The sequence below is a fragment of the Hydrogenophaga sp. IBVHS1 genome (assembly GCF_002127265.1).
Taxonomy (GTDB): domain Bacteria; phylum Pseudomonadota; class Gammaproteobacteria; order Burkholderiales; family Burkholderiaceae_C; genus Hydrogenophaga.
Window position 1 is genome coordinate 106,752 of record NZ_NFUU01000003.1, and the last position, 14,458, is coordinate 121,209.

General features: G+C 58.4%; 18 protein-coding genes. 11 read left to right on the forward strand and 7 right to left on the reverse strand.

Annotation, left to right across the window (positions count from 1 at the left end):
* From CAP37_RS18410 to CAP37_RS18420, 3 genes are read left to right on the forward strand one after another with little or no spacing between them, the layout of a single operon-like run.
* Positions 1-690, forward strand: a complete 690-nt coding sequence (locus tag CAP37_RS18410; protein WP_086125700.1) for a helix-turn-helix domain-containing protein — start codon at positions 1-3, stop codon at positions 688-690.
* Positions 691-740: 50 nt separating this feature from the next.
* Complete coding sequence (locus CAP37_RS18415) at positions 741-1,034, forward strand: type II toxin-antitoxin system RelE/ParE family toxin (protein ID WP_086125701.1); 294 nt, start codon at positions 741-743, stop codon at positions 1,032-1,034.
* A 5-nt stretch (positions 1,035-1,039) separates the two neighbouring features.
* Positions 1,040-1,342, forward strand: a complete 303-nt coding sequence (locus tag CAP37_RS18420) for an addiction module antidote protein (RefSeq protein WP_086125702.1) — start codon at positions 1,040-1,042, stop codon at positions 1,340-1,342.
* A gap of 22 nt (positions 1,343-1,364) precedes the next feature.
* Here the strand turns inward: CAP37_RS18420 and CAP37_RS18425 are convergent, their stop codons facing one another.
* Positions 1,365-1,637, reverse strand: coding sequence for a 2Fe-2S iron-sulfur cluster binding domain-containing protein (locus CAP37_RS18425; RefSeq protein WP_086125703.1), 273 nt, complete (start codon positions 1,635-1,637; stop codon positions 1,365-1,367).
* Between the two features lie 40 nt (positions 1,638-1,677).
* On the opposite strand from CAP37_RS18425, the gene CAP37_RS18430 reads away from it, so the two are divergent.
* A complete protein-coding gene (locus tag CAP37_RS18430) occupies positions 1,678-2,025 on the forward strand; it encodes a hypothetical protein (RefSeq protein WP_086125704.1) in 348 nt (115 codons plus the stop codon).
* A 208-nt stretch (positions 2,026-2,233) separates the two neighbouring features.
* Here the strand turns inward: CAP37_RS18430 and CAP37_RS18435 are convergent, their stop codons facing one another.
* On the reverse strand, positions 2,234-3,082 hold the full coding sequence (locus CAP37_RS18435) for a class I SAM-dependent methyltransferase (RefSeq protein ID WP_086125705.1): 849 nt from the start codon (positions 3,080-3,082) through the stop codon (positions 2,234-2,236).
* A gap of 267 nt (positions 3,083-3,349) precedes the next feature.
* Between CAP37_RS18435 and CAP37_RS21605 the strand changes: the two genes are divergently transcribed.
* Both CAP37_RS21605 and CAP37_RS18440 read left to right on the forward strand, forming a co-directional pair.
* Positions 3,350-3,949: a hypothetical protein gene (locus CAP37_RS21605; RefSeq protein ID WP_143435979.1), complete on the forward strand. Its 600-nt coding sequence runs from the start codon at positions 3,350-3,352 to the stop codon at positions 3,947-3,949.
* Positions 3,950-4,024: 75 nt separating this feature from the next.
* A complete protein-coding gene (locus CAP37_RS18440; RefSeq protein ID WP_086125706.1) occupies positions 4,025-4,324 on the forward strand; it encodes a hypothetical protein in 300 nt (99 codons plus the stop codon).
* Between the two features lie 831 nt (positions 4,325-5,155).
* Here CAP37_RS18440 and CAP37_RS18445 read toward each other — a convergent pair.
* Together CAP37_RS18445 and CAP37_RS18450 are read right to left on the reverse strand one after the other, a co-directional pair.
* Positions 5,156-5,419 (reverse strand): KTSC domain-containing protein, encoded by a 264-nt coding sequence (locus tag CAP37_RS18445; protein WP_306297845.1) that lies wholly within the window; start codon positions 5,417-5,419, stop codon positions 5,156-5,158.
* A gap of 440 nt (positions 5,420-5,859) precedes the next feature.
* Complete coding sequence (locus tag CAP37_RS18450) at positions 5,860-7,554, reverse strand: rhomboid family intramembrane serine protease (protein WP_086125707.1); 1,695 nt, start codon at positions 7,552-7,554, stop codon at positions 5,860-5,862.
* 272 nt (positions 7,555-7,826) lie between these two features.
* Here CAP37_RS18450 and CAP37_RS21765 point away from each other — a divergent pair, with 272 nt between their 5' ends.
* Positions 7,827-7,994, forward strand: a complete 168-nt coding sequence (locus tag CAP37_RS21765) for a hypothetical protein (protein ID WP_179190280.1) — start codon at positions 7,827-7,829, stop codon at positions 7,992-7,994.
* A gap of 268 nt (positions 7,995-8,262) precedes the next feature.
* Here the strand turns inward: CAP37_RS21765 and CAP37_RS18455 are convergent, their stop codons facing one another.
* Both CAP37_RS18455 and CAP37_RS18465 read right to left on the reverse strand, forming a co-directional pair.
* Positions 8,263-8,847, reverse strand: coding sequence for a hypothetical protein (locus CAP37_RS18455; RefSeq protein WP_086125708.1), 585 nt, complete (start codon positions 8,845-8,847; stop codon positions 8,263-8,265).
* Between the two features lie 522 nt (positions 8,848-9,369).
* Positions 9,370-10,257, reverse strand: a complete 888-nt coding sequence (locus CAP37_RS18465) for a LysR family transcriptional regulator (RefSeq protein ID WP_179190281.1) — start codon at positions 10,255-10,257, stop codon at positions 9,370-9,372.
* 104 nt (positions 10,258-10,361) lie between these two features.
* On the opposite strand from CAP37_RS18465, the gene CAP37_RS18470 reads away from it, so the two are divergent.
* The 4 genes from CAP37_RS18470 to CAP37_RS21610 all read left to right on the forward strand — a co-directional run bounded on the left by CAP37_RS18470 (position 10,362) and on the right by CAP37_RS21610 (position 12,852).
* Complete coding sequence (locus tag CAP37_RS18470; protein WP_086125711.1) at positions 10,362-11,057, forward strand: pyridoxamine 5'-phosphate oxidase family protein; 696 nt, start codon at positions 10,362-10,364, stop codon at positions 11,055-11,057.
* A 128-nt stretch (positions 11,058-11,185) separates the two neighbouring features.
* Positions 11,186-11,785: a GNAT family N-acetyltransferase gene (locus CAP37_RS18475; protein ID WP_086125712.1), complete on the forward strand. Its 600-nt coding sequence runs from the start codon at positions 11,186-11,188 to the stop codon at positions 11,783-11,785.
* The gene (locus tag CAP37_RS18480; protein ID WP_086125713.1) at positions 11,782-12,180 is read left to right on the forward strand and encodes an ACT domain-containing protein; all 399 of its coding nucleotides are present in this window, start codon (positions 11,782-11,784) and stop codon (positions 12,178-12,180) included. The genes CAP37_RS18475 and CAP37_RS18480 overlap by 4 nt, the downstream gene beginning before the upstream one ends.
* A 45-nt stretch (positions 12,181-12,225) precedes the next feature.
* Positions 12,226-12,852 carry a hypothetical protein gene (locus CAP37_RS21610; protein WP_218776883.1) on the forward strand — a complete coding sequence of 209 codons (627 nt, stop codon included), beginning with the start codon at positions 12,226-12,228 and terminating at the stop codon, positions 12,850-12,852.
* 595 nt (positions 12,853-13,447) lie between these two features.
* On the opposite strand, the gene CAP37_RS18490 is transcribed toward CAP37_RS21610, so the two are convergent.
* Positions 13,448-14,449, reverse strand: a complete 1,002-nt coding sequence (locus CAP37_RS18490; RefSeq protein ID WP_086125715.1) for an alpha/beta hydrolase — start codon at positions 14,447-14,449, stop codon at positions 13,448-13,450.
* Between the last annotated feature and the right edge of the window lie 9 nt (positions 14,450-14,458).

Here is a 14,458-nt window from a genome sequence, read left to right on the forward strand (position 1 = left end):
ATGATCGACTACATGCAGTTCTGTACGGTTGCTCGGGGCGCCGAGGTGCTGGGTGAACTGTGGACGCCGCTGGTGGTGCGCGAACTGCTGTGCGGCAGCCACCGCTTCAACGACATCCACCGCGGCGTGCCGCGCATGTCGGCCACGCTGCTGACGCAGCGCCTGCGCAAGCTGGAAGAAATCGGCGTGGTGGATCGGCGCCGTGTCGAGAAGAACTGGGAATACCACCTGACGCCCGCGGGCGAGGAGCTGCGGCCGATCGTGGTGGGCATCGGCCACTGGGGCGCGCGCTGGATCGGCAGCCGGCTGCGGCCCGAGCAGCTCGACGCGGGTTTTCTGATGTGGGACATCCGCCGCTTCGCGCACCTTGATGAGTTCCCCGACGGCGAACGCACCGTGGTGCACTTCCGCTTCAGCGATGGCCCCGCAACCGAACGGCTCTGGTGGCTGGTGGTGGAAAACCACGTGGCCGACCTGTGCCGCGACGACCCGGGCCACGATGTCAGCGTGCTGGTCGACTCCACCGTGCGCGCGCTCACCGAAATCTGGACTGGCGACAGCGCCCCGGAGCGCGAGATGCAGTCGGGGGACCTGAAGGTGCAGGGCGCGGGGCGCAATGGGCAGCGGCTCTGGCGCTGGCTCGGGCGCAGCGTGTTCGCGCCGACGCGCATGGCGCAGCAGCCGCGCTGAGCCGGCGGGGGTAGCATTGACACGTGTAGCTCACAGGCTACAATCGCGTGATGCGTATCGAGCAGACCGATGACTACCGCCGATGGATCAATGGCCTGCGAGACCCCATGGCGCGTGCCCGCATTCTGGTCCGTGTCGATCGACTGATTCATGGCAACCCAGGCGTGCACCGGAACCTCACCGACGGCGTGTCGGAACTGAAGATCGACGCTGGCCCCGGCTACCGGGTGTACTACATGCAGCGAGGCAACGTGCTGCTGCTGTTGCTGGTCGGTGGCGACAAGTCCACCCAGACCAAAGACATTGTCAAAGCCATCGCCCTGGCACAGGGCTACCAGGAGTGACCACCATGCCCAAGACCGCCACCACCAAGACCACCCCCTACGACGTGACCGAATACCTGCGCACGCCCGAGGACATGGCCGCTTACCTGGACGCCTGGCTCACCGACGCACCCGATGACGCGGCGGGCATTGCCCGTGCACTGGGTGATATCGCCCGCGCCAAAGGCATGACGCAGGTGGCCAAGGACGCAGGACTCAGCCGTGAAAGTCTCTATCGCGCGCTGAGCCCGGAGGGAAACCCGAGCTTTGCGACCGTGCTCAAGGTGGCGCGGGCTTTGGGGGTGAGGTTGCATGTGGAAGCGGCTTAAGGGTTCGTGCTTCGCCCGATTCTCAAGCAGGGGCGATGACCACATCCGCCATGGGCCGGGCAACGCAGGGCAGGCAATAGCCCTCCAACTTTTCCTCAGCGCTCAGGCCCGGCCACGGAATTTCGTAGCGCACCTGGCCCTGCAGCAAGCGAGCCAGGCACGTGCGACAGGTGCCGTTGCGACAGGACACCGGCCATGCCATTCCCGCCCGCGTCATCGCAGCGAACAAACTGGTCTCGCTGTCGGCTTCCACTTCAGCCGCCTGGCCATCAATCCGGATACGGAAGGTTTTCATGCGCGTTGGAAGCGGGATGCTGTGGCCTTAGACTTTTCGCATGACTCTGGAATATTGGAAGTATGACGCGGGCACCGACTCCGTCGCCGCCCTGGTGATTCCCGCCGCACTGAGCCGCGAGCGCACCTTCGACCTTGATGCAACCCTGCTGGTGCATGTGCTGCCGGAAGCCCGGGAGAGCTGGCTTGAACTGAACGTGGAGGTGGACGGCAAGCGTGTATGGGCTCGCCGCATACCGAGCCACAACCTTGGCGAGACCGACAGCCTTGAGTACCACTGCCGCCTGGCTATCAAGCCAGATGTCGATTGCCGCGTGCGCGCCAAGGCGAACTGCAAGGGCGCCCGGGTTGCTTCGCTGATTCTGGAAGCTCGGGAGACGGATTTTTGAGTGCGGCTGCGGCCTCCCCGCCCTCTCACTGCAAATGGCAACTACGCAGCGAGAGCCGCCATCCGCGCTCGCAAAAAGCGCCAAGGTTCTTTGCCATAAAGCTGCCATCCGAACGGCGGCGCTCTTGTTGAATCAACGTCAGGTTTTGGGGGCGCTGCCGACATGGGGGAGAGCTGGGATGGCAATCGCATCTTCCGCCGCTGCTTGTTCAGGTTGGGATGCTCGCAGTGATGAACGCGTAGTCCCCAGCCTCCGAGGCGTATCGGGCCTTGATCGAGGCGAAGTCGCCACTAAGTACATCCGCCTCCAACTTGGCTAGCCCGTCTTGAACTTCTGCAGCGTTGGCCAGATTGGCGAAAGAGCTGATGTTGGCGCGAACGGCCGGCTCCAGGTAGAGCTCGGGACGATGTTTGCCCGAATAAAGGAACATATCTTCAAGCTGGCTGGTAACGAAAAATGGTGTGACCTCAACCGACTTGAACCCTGCCTCGTTCAGCGCCGCTCGAATCTGGGACTTGGATGGCATCTTCTTGATGGAACGAGCCATCATTTCCGGGAAGTAGTGGCAAAGCCAGTAGTCGCGCATCTGCTCTGCCAGGCCTGTGAAGATGACGAACGCACCCGAGCGAAGCGTTCTGCGAACTTCGCAGAAGGGCGATCTCAATGATGAGAAGTGGTGGATGGCCAGTGTGCAGATGGCGCCATCAAACGCAGCATCTGGAAATGGAATGGCGTCGGCACTCGACTGCACCCAGGCAATGTTCCTCGATTTTTCCCGTGCTTGACGCAGCATGGTCTCGGAGACATCGATGGCGCTCCACTCCCCGCCCAAACTGCTGAGGGCAACGGTGTAATTGCCAGTCCCACATCCCAGATCGAGGTAGTTGCCAGCAGGCGTCAGGCGCAGCTCTTGAGCGAGTTTCTGTGCAATGGACGGATCAGCCCGCCGTGATCTCTCGTATGTGTTTCCGATGGTGTCGTAGAGCGCGAGCACCTTCCGGCTCAAATCTGTCAAATCATTGCTGCTACGTTCCAGCGCGGTTGGCTTCCCGACCATGGCTCTGCTCCAAACGGATGTGCAATGTGGAAGCTAAATCACGAGCATGAGGACAGCTGTCGACAGAGCGACAGAAAAATACTTGGGCAGCCCGGCCCGTTCCGTGCCTACGGCGGGTGTTCCCATCTTGGTGGGTAGCAGCTTGCAAGCTGGAAGCTAGACTTCAGCAATCGGCCAGAAGCGGACATTCCAATATGAACGTCATGCTCTTGTTAGAGACTAGGGGCGGGAAAAATGGTGACTATGGGAGGTGGCAGATTGAGGCGAATGCTCAAAGTCTTATTGGCACTTGCCAGTGCTTCACTCTTGACCGGTTGCAGCAAGACAGCAAATTGGGAAGAAGAGGCACCCCTAAATACGGGTGAGACCATTTGGGTTAAACGATCGCAGGACTATTCAATATCGGGGGACTCAGGGAACCCTATGGATTTAGGTTGGCATCCGATTGATGAGCACGCTATTGAATTCGATTGGGCAGGCAAGAAGTATCGATATTCGGGTGATGCTCGACCGATGCTTCTTGCTATTGATAATGACGTGAATCAGCCTGTGCTAGTGTCAATATTTAGCATGTCTGGATCGTATTACAAGGCCAACTATTTTCGTTGCAATAGAGCGTACTACGTCGCCTTCATCTATGACCCGGAAAAAGCAACATGGTCGCCGCAAGCCGGAGACGCGCCTTGGCTAAATCAGCTTAAAAGCAATCTGACCATTGATTTTCATGATAGTTTAAGACTACAGGGAAGAATCACTGCTATAGCAAGAGAGCAAAGTTGGTCATCGGATCCGAGGCGCAAATCATCGTATAAGGTGGATCTCCAAAAAACGAATCTTCGTGACCCCGGCATTCAGTGCCAACAATGACTAAACCGCAAGGAACGCCACCGGCCAGTAGCCGACGTTCGAGGCATTCGACACAACGACTCTAAGGAGGCACGTATGAATAACGCCCTGAAGTTTGTGATGTGGACAATGGTTGCCTTTTCGCCCACCATCATTATCTTTCTGGGTGCCGGCGTGGGTCTTATTGACGACGGGGAAAGTTTTGCCGCTTTGTCCACCGGAGTCGCGTTCATACAAGCCTTTTTCATAGTTCCATACGCCGTTTGGATTGGGGGGTATTTCAAACGGAACCCAGAAAAGTACACAGCACCCGGCTGGCTTCTGAGAATTCTGGACGTGCTCCCAATAGGATTCATCGTGTTTGTGATTTTGTACATCCGTTTCAATGGGGACTGATCGTCGAAGTTGCATCTGAGAGTTGCTGAAATCATCACGCCAAGCAAACGTCTGCAAAGTGCTCACTGGGCCTGAGCCAGCATGACAGTCATCGGCCAAGAACGGACGGAGAAACTGTGCCTACACATCTCTTAATTTTCTTCGCGTTGGTAGGTACACCAGTCCTCATCTACGGGCTAGGCGCACTGAATATCATCAGTTCGCGCACGCGAGATGTTGCAATTGGCACGTTGCTGGCCGCTCTTTCACTTGCCTTTCTTGCCGCATGGGTCATCTTCTTTCTTGATTCGGGTGTACTGCCAGGCAACCCCAAGCGAGGTCCTTTAGCAATCTACTCCAGTGAGCCCACTTTCATCAGGCTTCTATATGGGGCACTCTGGCTATTCCTCAACGGGATGGGCTTTGTGGCGGCTTGCCGCATGGTGAGGTCTGCATATCGGCGTCGTTCTTGAGAGCAGTTGGACAGGCTACTTGGGGGGTTACGCAGGTCAGCTTAGGGCCCTGAGCGGACTGACGCCTTAGGACCTTACCTCGACTGGTCTTTCAGTACCCGCAGCGCAACGTAAGCCACGCAAGCGCCGAGGGCCGACCAAAGCAGGTGGTATGCAACATGGCCGGCAGGCTCACCAAGTGCTGTCTTCAAGACTTGCGCCAGACCGTTGCGGAGCGACGAGATGGTTGGCGACGGCGGTGCCAATGTGGCGGCCGCCCATGCGCTGAGCAGACTCACACCAGCTCCCACAACGAAAAAGAACCAAGCAGCAATCTTCGCTTCGCGCACGATGCTCCCTCCTCAAATGTCCAGTTCTGGCCGATCGACGACGCTGTCTATTACTGCCGATATTTTTTGGGGATAGGATGAGTTCGGCAGTCGAATGGGCCGTCTGATCCACTTCCGCGAATGCGAGTCTGAAAGAACTGACGCTTCGAGCTGGCTTGAAGTAGGCCCTGAACAGTAGCGGCATCAATTTCGCAGTAGTGGTAGTTCGTGGTCTTGAGCTGAATGACCATGTATCGCTCGGCTTTGTCGTAGCAAATTCGAGAAACGTCACTGCTCTCCCTGACGTCTGAACAGGCGAAAGCGTCCAGCACCACTGCACCGTGATACTTGACTTGGACGGTTTCCGCTGCAGCAACTTGGCAAAAAACGACAAGCGCAGAAAGAGCTAAGAATCTCAAGAGGGCCTCCCATGCCGTCAATCAGGTCGAGCACACCGCATAGTTTGCATCTCACACGGTGAGCGTGATCGTAGCTGGCTCCACCGCTGCGAGGAAGAACATCTTGGGTAGGCACGGCCATGATCTGTACGCGCTACACATGAGCATCCAGACCGTCTGAACTACGCCAAGTGCTGACCTTCAATCCGTGTGATTGCACCGGGCTGATTACCGCAAACTGAGGAGATAGTGCGGCGGTGACCGCGTCGTGAATGTCGTCAATCGTTGCACATCTGTCTCTTGCCCATTGGTGGGCCCAATGAGAGCTGTCTGTGCACTCTCTTTACGAGACGGTGGATCGTTCGCCCACTCGATGCTTACTTGGTGCTCGCTGCGCGCAGCTGTGCAAGGCGATCAGCTGAGGCCCGAATCTGCCGGGCCAGCTCAGCCGAACGCGCGGGGTTCGCGGGCAACGGCTGCCCCTTGACAATGTCGGATTCCATCGCCAGCGTTTCCTGAAAAGCGCGCGAAATGTTCAGTAGCTCGCGTCCCAGTTCGCCAGTCCGGCCGGGCAGGTACGGCACAGTGGTCTCCATGCGGCCCACGAGCTCTGCGAAGCGTGGCGCATGTATCTTGCGCGAGGCCTCATCGGCTTGAAGCTGGGTTATGCGCCCCGCCTTCACTTCCTCGGCTTCCTGGCGCAACGCCAACATCGCTGCGTCAAACTCGCTCGCCATAGCGGGAAAGTCGTTCATGGCCCGCACTTGCGCGCCCACGTTAACGACTGCGGGCGCGGTCTGGCCTACGCCCCAAAACAGCATAAGCGCCGAGCCAACCACCACTAGGGCCGAGCGTGACAGGCGCAGCTTCTGGTAGCGGTCGAGGTCGAAGCGCTCGGGCAAAGCCCAGGCCACTAAGGCGCCCGCGACTAAGCCACCTACATGCGCGCCGTTGTCGATGTTCGCCTGCGCCAAGCCCATCAGCAGCGAGTAGCCCAAAAAAGGGAGCATGCCGCTGATCAGGGGACGGCTGAAGTGTTTCGGCAGGGCGTGGCGGTGCTGGTACACGCCCACGATCAGTGCGCCTGCGATACCGAACACCGCGCCTGAGGCGCCAACCGAGACCTTGGTCTGCGCCGAGAACTGGAGGCTTGCTACGCTGCCGGCCAGGCCGGACACGAGGTAGATCAGCAGGAACTGCGTGTGCCCGTAGATGCGTTCAAGCAGCGCCCCGATGCTGTAGAGGCCAAGCATGTTGAAGGCTAGGTGTATCAGTCCAGCATGCAGGAAGGTGGCCGTAAGCAGCCGCCACCATTCGCCAGCCTGCACAGCCGAAGTGGCGTTGCCGCCCCAGGCGTAAAGCAGAGCAGGGTCACCGCGCAGGGCTGACGCGCCGAGCGCCACCATCGCCATCCAGACTAGGACATTGATGCCAAGCAGGCTCCAGGTGACCCAGGTGCGTGGAGCCAGGGCCTCAAGGCGCTCCTGCCATTCGCGAGCCTCTCGCAGTGGATTGGCTTCAGCCCGGGCGGCGGTGGGGGGGCCGTCGAGCAGGGCCATGCCGGTGGGGCGCAGGCGCGAGGCGATGGCGTCGAGAAGCGCTTCCTGGTTGGGAGTGGAGAGCGCGTGCAGTCCGGCCAACGGGCGTGATGGATTGCGCCCGTGGATGAAGTCGCGGCGATCGGGTAAGCCTAGGTGCGCACGCAGCCTGAGTTGCAGCATCTGAGCGCCGTTGGCGTTGCTTACTTCGGCGCTGTCAATGTCGGCCCATCGAAAGCGCTTGGTATCGCCAAGAAAGTAAGGCGACTCAATGACATCCGGGGTGAGAGTGAAGACCGGGCTGCCTTGCTTTGGAAGCTTGCGCATCACCAAGCCTTCGAAAGCCAGAACCACCAGCAAAAACACCCCCAGCACCACGGCTAAGGGGCCCATTCCGCCTCCGCTCTGCAGCCCGGGCGCCAAGCCGATGGGAATCCCAATGGTTAGGCTGCCATATAGCCACCAGCGCAGGCGCCTGGGTTGTTTGAGATCTGCAGAAAACGTGAGCGGTGGGTCGAACGGGCTGGATGTCATCGCCCCTCCCTGGGTGTGTGATGAAAGGTTGGGCGGCAATTTAACGCGCTGGCACTCGACGCGCGGCTTTCTCAGCCCCGACCAGTTCGACCAAGCTTAACAAGCTTAGGCTGATGGTCTCTGGAAGAAGATTGCAAGTAAGAGGCCGTCGGCGCAGATAAGTGTCTGGATGAGAGGTCCGGGAGATCCTGACCTCATGAGCTTGGCGACGGGGCTCCACCAGTTCCTAGACAGGAAGGACGTGACCGTGTTCCAGGAAGCCGTGCCTTCTCATGGGGGAGAGGCTTGGATACAGCGAGAAGCACAAAGTCGAGTGGAACTACCTGAACAATGGGACCCATGAAGAGGACCGGGCTGAAGAGTTTGATGCCGCGATCGTTCGGCGCATGCTCGAAACCGTCATCAAGCTCGACGAGGCGATTGAGGCTCCGCAGTCCTGATACTGGTCATCTGGACCCCTGACATGCTTTCCGGGCGACCCGCCCGGCGGCAAGCGGTCGATGGTCGGCGGATACTGGAGGGGAGCAGACGCGTTAGCGCTGGCCGCAGGATCAGCCCGAATGCCCGCTATTGCCGCCGACAGCAGGCTCTCGACATGAAGACCTGACGGACAGCAATCGCTGCACAGTCGACCTCTGGCCATTAGACGACCGCTGCAGACTGAAAGCAGCCGATGGGATGTTTCGAAAGCGGAGGTTCAACGTAGAGTCAGGCTTCACTCGCACGGCCACGCAGTCTGACGAACCGGAGATAGAGCGCAGCCAGTAGTCCTGCGGGAAGTGCTGCGTACGCAAAGGTGAACATCGCGAACTTGAGAGCGGCCATGGAAGAGTAGGCAATGGCCAGCATGGCTGGAAAGCGGGCTGGATCCGAGAGCATGACGAAAGAGATCGCGTTTTCTACTGCGTCGGCGAGCGGGGCGATCGTGGAGAGCGCCGCAGCTAAGACCATGTACTTCCGCGCCTTCGAACCTTCCGAGCAAGCCCGTGAGACGGCAAGCAGCGCTGAGGTGTGCAGTATCAAGACCGAGCCGATGAAGAGGAAGTCAACGAGCTGCGTGTAGACATACTGGTCAAGGGTGCGATTTGCTATCAGGAATGCGTACCAATCCTTGATCTTCTCGTGGTCGAATGACAACTGCGCCGTCCAGTACGGAACGGGGAACTTCGATGCGGAGTACGCGGCGTTCAGCAGGCCGGAGGCCCAGAGATTGAGCGCCAGTCCCGTAAGTGCCAAGACGACAAGTTGACGATTTGATGCGAGCGCCTGATAGCGGTCGAATGCCTTGAACATTGCTTCATCTCCTGGAGGTTGATACAGCAAATGATCTCAACGCAGTCTTTTCTCCGCTTCTCACCCAGGTCGCGATTTGTATCGATTCATGTCACAGCTCTTGAATGCGCGGTGCACGTGCAGCCCAGTGCTTGAACTGAGGGGCGACCAACTGGCGCAGCCAGTTGAGCATCCTCTCGATAGCCGGGTTGTGCGGACGACCTGCTGCTGGTCGGGCCTGATGGGCGACAGGTGCGCCTGGTGCGCAACTTCAAACGTGATCAAACCCTCTACGACTGGACGCGCTACATCGCTCATTGAGCGAAAGCCCGGTGCGCTGCACCAAGACGACCACCGCCTTGCTTGATCGACTCAAGTACTACTGCCACATCGTGGAGACGGGCAATGAGAGCTGTTGCTTCATGCATTCCTGTGCCGCTGGAGCAGCAGCACCAGAGAATCCATCAAACCAGTGGCTCAATATTCGACGTGATCAACTGCGCAGAGCCTGACAAGCCCGTCGGTTTGAAAACGAAACCGTTGTCAGGGCTCAAGGCATTGCTGCAGATCAGCCAAGAGGAGATTGATGAGCGGGTTACTGGGGCGATTGATCGGTTGGACGACATCCACTTCGTAGACGATGGATGGACTCAAGCTGACGCAAACCAAGCCTGAACCGCTTGAGAAACGTGGCGTGATCGGGTTCACCACCGCCAAGCCAATACCGCTGCGCACCAGCGCGCAAAGCGATGTTGCGCTGCTGGTTTCAGCCACAATCTGCCGCTTTATACCGTGCTGATCCAGCATGGCATCCAACCGACGGCGATAAGGATCACGTGAGCCGTAGCTCACAAATGCTTGGCCCGTCAAATCTTGCAGCCGAAGGTGTTTTTTTCGTGCCAGTGGATGCGTGGGCACCATGATCACAACTTCATTGCCTCTGAACAGCGAGGTGGTGACAGTTTGCGCTATCGGATGTTTATGCTCAACCAGACCCAGGTCAAAACGTTGCTCTGACAAAGCGCCATCAAGCTCGGGAGAGTCCAAGGCGCTGATGCGAATGAGCACATCGGGATGCCTGCTGTGGAACCGCTCACAAGCCTTGGGCAGCAGGGAATCGCAAAGCGCTGGCAGGGCTGCAACCGATAGCGTGCCGCTCTTGAATTGACGCAGAGCTTCGGCGCGCGCACCAAGCTCGACCAGCCCTGTAAAGCTGCGCTCGACCTCCTCATAAAAAGCCAGCCCCTGCGCGGAGGGCGCAAGCCGTCCCTTCACACGCTCAAAAAGTGCAAAACCCAGCACCTGCTTGAGTCGCGCCAGATCACGACTGACGGCGGGTTGTGACGTAAAGAGCAGTTCGGCTGCGCGCGTTGCGCTGCCACTCAAAACAACGGTACGAAAGGTTTCGATCAGGCGATGGTTGAGTCGCACAGAAATAACATATCAAAAATGAATGGTAGGCGCATAAAGAAGCATTGTACTGATATCAACCGCCAAGCCATAGTCGCTCTGTGTAGAAACTTCGGATTCAAATCATGAGCTCCTCTGCGAACATACCTACAGCTGCCGTCACCCAAACACACTTTGCGATTGACGCTGTCAATCAAGTACGGCGGATAGCTGAGCGTGGCAAGTACGACAAGGCGACGGTGTTTGATATCGTTGACCGTGCGCTTATCGCCCATGTTGCTTTCGTCGAAGACGGTCGTCCTGTCGTGATTCCGATGACCTGTGCACGCTGGGGCGACGAGCTGCTGATTCATGGCGCACGCAAATCTCGCATCCAGCAGGCAGTGGCAGACATGCCGGTGTGTATCACCGTGACGTTGCTGGATGCGCTGATCTATGCACGTTCAATCTTCCATTCATCCATGAATTACCGATCTGTCGTGGTCCACGGCATTGCACGAGTTATTCAAGACGAGGCTGAGAAACTGAGGGCACTGGAAGCGATGAGTGACCACTTGATGCCCGGTCGTTGGCAAGAGGTTCGGCCACCGCTGTCCAAAGAGTTGAAGGCGACCGAAGTGCAGCGTGTCGAAATCCTGTTTGCCTCAGCAAAAATCCGCGCAGTTGGCGTGCTGGATGACAAAGCAGACTACACGCCCGAGCAGTGGGAAAGCACCTGGGCAGGCGTTGTTCCGCTTGCGATGGGACGCGGACGACCGCTGACTGATTCGAGTGTTGTGAGCGGAGTCGAGCCGCCCCGCAGCGTTGTGCGCGCAAATTGAAAGTTTCACCTGAATGCGTTCCCGCTTGGGCCGGTGCGCGCGGTTGCAAACCAATCTCATTGACTCAATGGACGATTGCCGGTCTGCAACGCCCGTATTGATGTCAAGTTTAAGCATGAGGAGTATTGATGTCTGAGCTTGAATTTCGACCGGCACTGAAGAGTGATTGCACCCATTTGGCTTTGCTAGCAGACATGGCAACGCGGTGCCTCGCCTCTCATCTCTGGTCTCATGCTGCGACTGCGGGACAGTCTGCTTTCGAGGTGGGCAGATCGATCATTCGCAACGATACGCTGCACTTTTCACATTTCAGCAACTGGCGGGTTGCAGTGCTTGATGGAGAGGTGGTTGGTGCCATCAACACCTGCCAGCTACCGCCGTCGATGTGCGAACCGCCGACTCCGTCGCAAATCCTGCCAGACGTTACACGCGCGCCGAACGAACTCAAAGCGCTCGCCGCAGGTAGCTGCTATCTGTCTGCGGCAGCGCTGTATCCCGAACACCGAGGCTGTGGATTCGGCTCAGCACTGATAGAGGAAGCTTTGTCACAGGCTCGGGGTACCGGCGCTGGGCAACTCACGCTGTTGGTCGGCAGCTTCAACACCAAGGCCCACAGGCTCTATTTGCGGTGCGGCCTTGAAGAATGGGCCAGGCGCCCCTTTACAGCATTTCCAGGGTCTGACAGCCCGGGCGAGTGGGTGCTGATGCGTAAGGCGATACCGACATGAGCCGCCAATCCCAACGGATCATCACCTTGCGGGTCGTGCCAGGTCTCTATGGCATTGCAAGGCTGGCGCGGGATGCTCCGATCCCCAGCTGGGCGAGTGGGCCGGGTTTCAGTGCGAGTGTTCGCGCCGATGATGAGCTCACGCTGGTCTGTCTGCAACAACGCATCCCAAATGATGTCGAGTGTGTATTGCACTGGCGCTGTCTGCGCAGTGTCGGGCCATTTGCATTCAATGCAAGCGGTATTGTGTTGGCGATCATCGCGCCACTATCCGCACAAGGCATCGGCATCTTTGTTGTCTGCACGTTTGATGGCGAGCATGTCCTCGTCGCTGAACAGAACTGGGCGACATCGCTGAAATCCCTGAGAGACGCCGGTCATCTTGTTATTGACTGAGCTCGAACCAGAGCTCCGACACAAGAACTTCCCCATAAGGCACGCATGTATCCATCTGCAACCAGTGACAGCCTGCCTCAGTTCATGTCTGCACCCACCATGTGTCAGTTTGCGAAAGACGGTTTGTGGGAACAAGCTTGGTCTTTTCCTTCTGATCGTCCGCCGTCGCTGCCGGAGCTTGACGGCTACCTCGCTCATCGGACTGAGGTAGCGTTTGAAGCTTTTTTTGGCCCTGCGTTCTTCGGCGTGCGCCTGTCGGGCACAACCTCTGAGGTCAAAGCTTTCGGTATCAAATGCCTCAACGCATTGAGCGCGCAGTCATGGTTCTTCGATGCGTTGCGCCGCGAGATCGGCTGCCCGGGTTTGGGACAAAAACCTGACTTTGCCGAAATTGGCTGTGTCAACGCATGGCGAAGCATTGGCGCATTCCGAATGACCGAGTTGCCACCCACTGTGTCTGAGTTTGAGCTTCTTTGGAGTCTGGTCTGCGATAGCCCGGTCGGACGCGACACCGACCACGCCAAAGCCATAGAGTTCGCATTCAAACATCCCATCGAGCACTGGTTTGGCATCCCCATCTCCGTTGAAGGCGGCCCGAATCTGGTCTCCAAAACATTGCTTGCCAGCGCTGACCAAGCGCTGATCCGCTGGAGGCACGGACGATTTCTTTGACTACCTGGTGGTTGGTTCGCGTGGTCACACGACAACCGACTTCGAGCCATACGACTCGACATCAAGCTGGTCAAGCGAGTTCGCTTGACCATTCGCCACCGTGGTTACCTCACACCTCAGAGCTTCAAGCAGCACAATCACCCCATTCGCAACCGAGCGATCTTGCAGGAATAAATGGCTCGAAAAAATCGAGTAGGCCAGTCCCAGTCAACAGAGCCAGGGCAATGACAGGTTTCGATGGACTTGCCGTCGTTCGAGCGCTGCTTGCTTCTATGACCGGAAGTTGACGTCGCGACGAGTCCATGCCTCGATGACCAGCGTCCGAGTTCAGTCTGGAGCAGCCGGCCGATCTCCAGACGTCGGATGTGCAGCGGCAGCTGACTTTGGATGCCACCGAGCGAACTCACGCTGATCGCCGCAAAGCGGCTGTTCGGTATGGCTGTCTGCCGGTGTGACGGTGATCGCGAACACGCGGACCAGCACTTCCTGCCTGCGGGACACTTGCTTCTCAACGTCGCAAACCGTCAGAACCTATGGCCTTCCTTAGCTTAGGCAGACGACAGCGCACATGATTGTTCGATCCATCCAAGCAGGCTCAGTGGATCGATACATCTGCTCGGGCGAATCGAGCCATGCGGCGCACGGCATCGCGTCCCTCGGGCACCAGTGCGGCATGCATCTGGAAGTCGTGCCACAGGCCGTGCCACTCCTGCCAGGTCACGCTCGCGTGTCCCCCTAGCAGGGCCATGTACAGGCGCCTCGCTTCGTGACAGAACAACTCCTTGCTGGAGGACTGGATGAGGACTGGTGGCAAGTGGCGCAGGTCCGTGTAGATCGGGGACACCAGTGGTGAACTGCGCAATACGGGTGCCACATAGCCGTCGCGTGTCCACGTCACCCATTCAGGAGTAAGTAACGCGTCTGTGCTGGTGGCGGGTAGGCTGGTCAGTGTCCAGTCAACACAAGGTGAAATCAGGATCAACGATCGAGGCAGCGCCATACCCAGGTCTCTGCGCTGTATGGCCAGCGTCAGTGCCAGATGGGCGCCCGTGGAGTCACCGGCGAAGATCACGTTACGCACGTCTAGGCCTTCGCTCTCCAGCGTGGCCACTGCGGCCCGAGCATCGTCCAGTTGCGCTGGAAAGGGGTTCTCCGGCGCGAGCCGGTACGCCGGCACATGCACAGGCATTCCAGTCTCTAAGGCCAACATGCGCGTGAGACTTCGATGCGTGTTGGGAGAGCACACGGTGTAGCCGCCGCCGTGGAAATAGACGATGGCAGTGTCGCTTTCCGGGGAGTGCAGGGGCACATGCCGATCACAGGGTTGGCCATTCAGGTTCAGCCGTTGCGTCATCACGCCCCTGCCCTGGGGCAAGGTCCATCGCAGCAAACCCGAGAGGAGTCGTTGGAAATGAAGTGGTGTGCGTGGGCTCATCCAGGGCCGAACAAGCCAGCGCAGCTGGGCTCCGACCAGACTAGCCTGAAGAGAAAGTTTACGCCCGGCATTAACCGACTCGTGGCAACTTGCATCTTGCTGTTGCCAGGCATCACCCGGGGCCGAGCTGGATTCGAAGGTGCTGTGGATGGTCGTTCTCATGTTGGCGAA

Bases quoted from the DNA above. Each gene is read 5' to 3' on its own strand.
- CAP37_RS18410 (WP_086125700.1), top strand. From the start codon at position 1: ATGATCGACTACATGCAGTTCTGTACGGTTGCTCGGGGCGCCGAGGTG.
- CAP37_RS18415 (WP_086125701.1), top strand. From the start codon at position 741: ATGCGTATCGAGCAGACCGATGACTACCGCCGATGGATCAATGGCCTG.
- CAP37_RS18420 (WP_086125702.1), top strand. From the start codon at position 1,040: ATGCCCAAGACCGCCACCACCAAGACCACCCCCTACGACGTGACCGAA.
- CAP37_RS18425 (WP_086125703.1), bottom strand. From the start codon at position 1,637: ATGAAAACCTTCCGTATCCGGATTGATGGCCAGGCGGCTGAAGTGGAA.
- CAP37_RS18430 (WP_086125704.1), top strand. From the start codon at position 1,678: ATGACTCTGGAATATTGGAAGTATGACGCGGGCACCGACTCCGTCGCC.
- CAP37_RS18435 (WP_086125705.1), bottom strand. From the start codon at position 3,082: ATGGTCGGGAAGCCAACCGCGCTGGAACGTAGCAGCAATGATTTGACA.
- CAP37_RS21605 (WP_143435979.1), top strand. From the start codon at position 3,350: ATGCTCAAAGTCTTATTGGCACTTGCCAGTGCTTCACTCTTGACCGGT.
- CAP37_RS18440 (WP_086125706.1), top strand. From the start codon at position 4,025: ATGAATAACGCCCTGAAGTTTGTGATGTGGACAATGGTTGCCTTTTCG.
- CAP37_RS18450 (WP_086125707.1), bottom strand. From the start codon at position 7,554: ATGACATCCAGCCCGTTCGACCCACCGCTCACGTTTTCTGCAGATCTC.
- CAP37_RS21765 (WP_179190280.1), top strand. From the start codon at position 7,827: ATGGGGGAGAGGCTTGGATACAGCGAGAAGCACAAAGTCGAGTGGAAC.
- CAP37_RS18455 (WP_086125708.1), bottom strand. From the start codon at position 8,847: ATGTTCAAGGCATTCGACCGCTATCAGGCGCTCGCATCAAATCGTCAA.
- CAP37_RS18470 (WP_086125711.1), top strand. From the start codon at position 10,362: ATGAGCTCCTCTGCGAACATACCTACAGCTGCCGTCACCCAAACACAC.
- CAP37_RS18475 (WP_086125712.1), top strand. From the start codon at position 11,186: ATGTCTGAGCTTGAATTTCGACCGGCACTGAAGAGTGATTGCACCCAT.
- CAP37_RS18480 (WP_086125713.1), top strand. From the start codon at position 11,782: ATGAGCCGCCAATCCCAACGGATCATCACCTTGCGGGTCGTGCCAGGT.
- CAP37_RS21610 (WP_218776883.1), top strand. From the start codon at position 12,226: ATGTATCCATCTGCAACCAGTGACAGCCTGCCTCAGTTCATGTCTGCA.
- CAP37_RS18490 (WP_086125715.1), bottom strand. From the start codon at position 14,449: ATGAGAACGACCATCCACAGCACCTTCGAATCCAGCTCGGCCCCGGGT.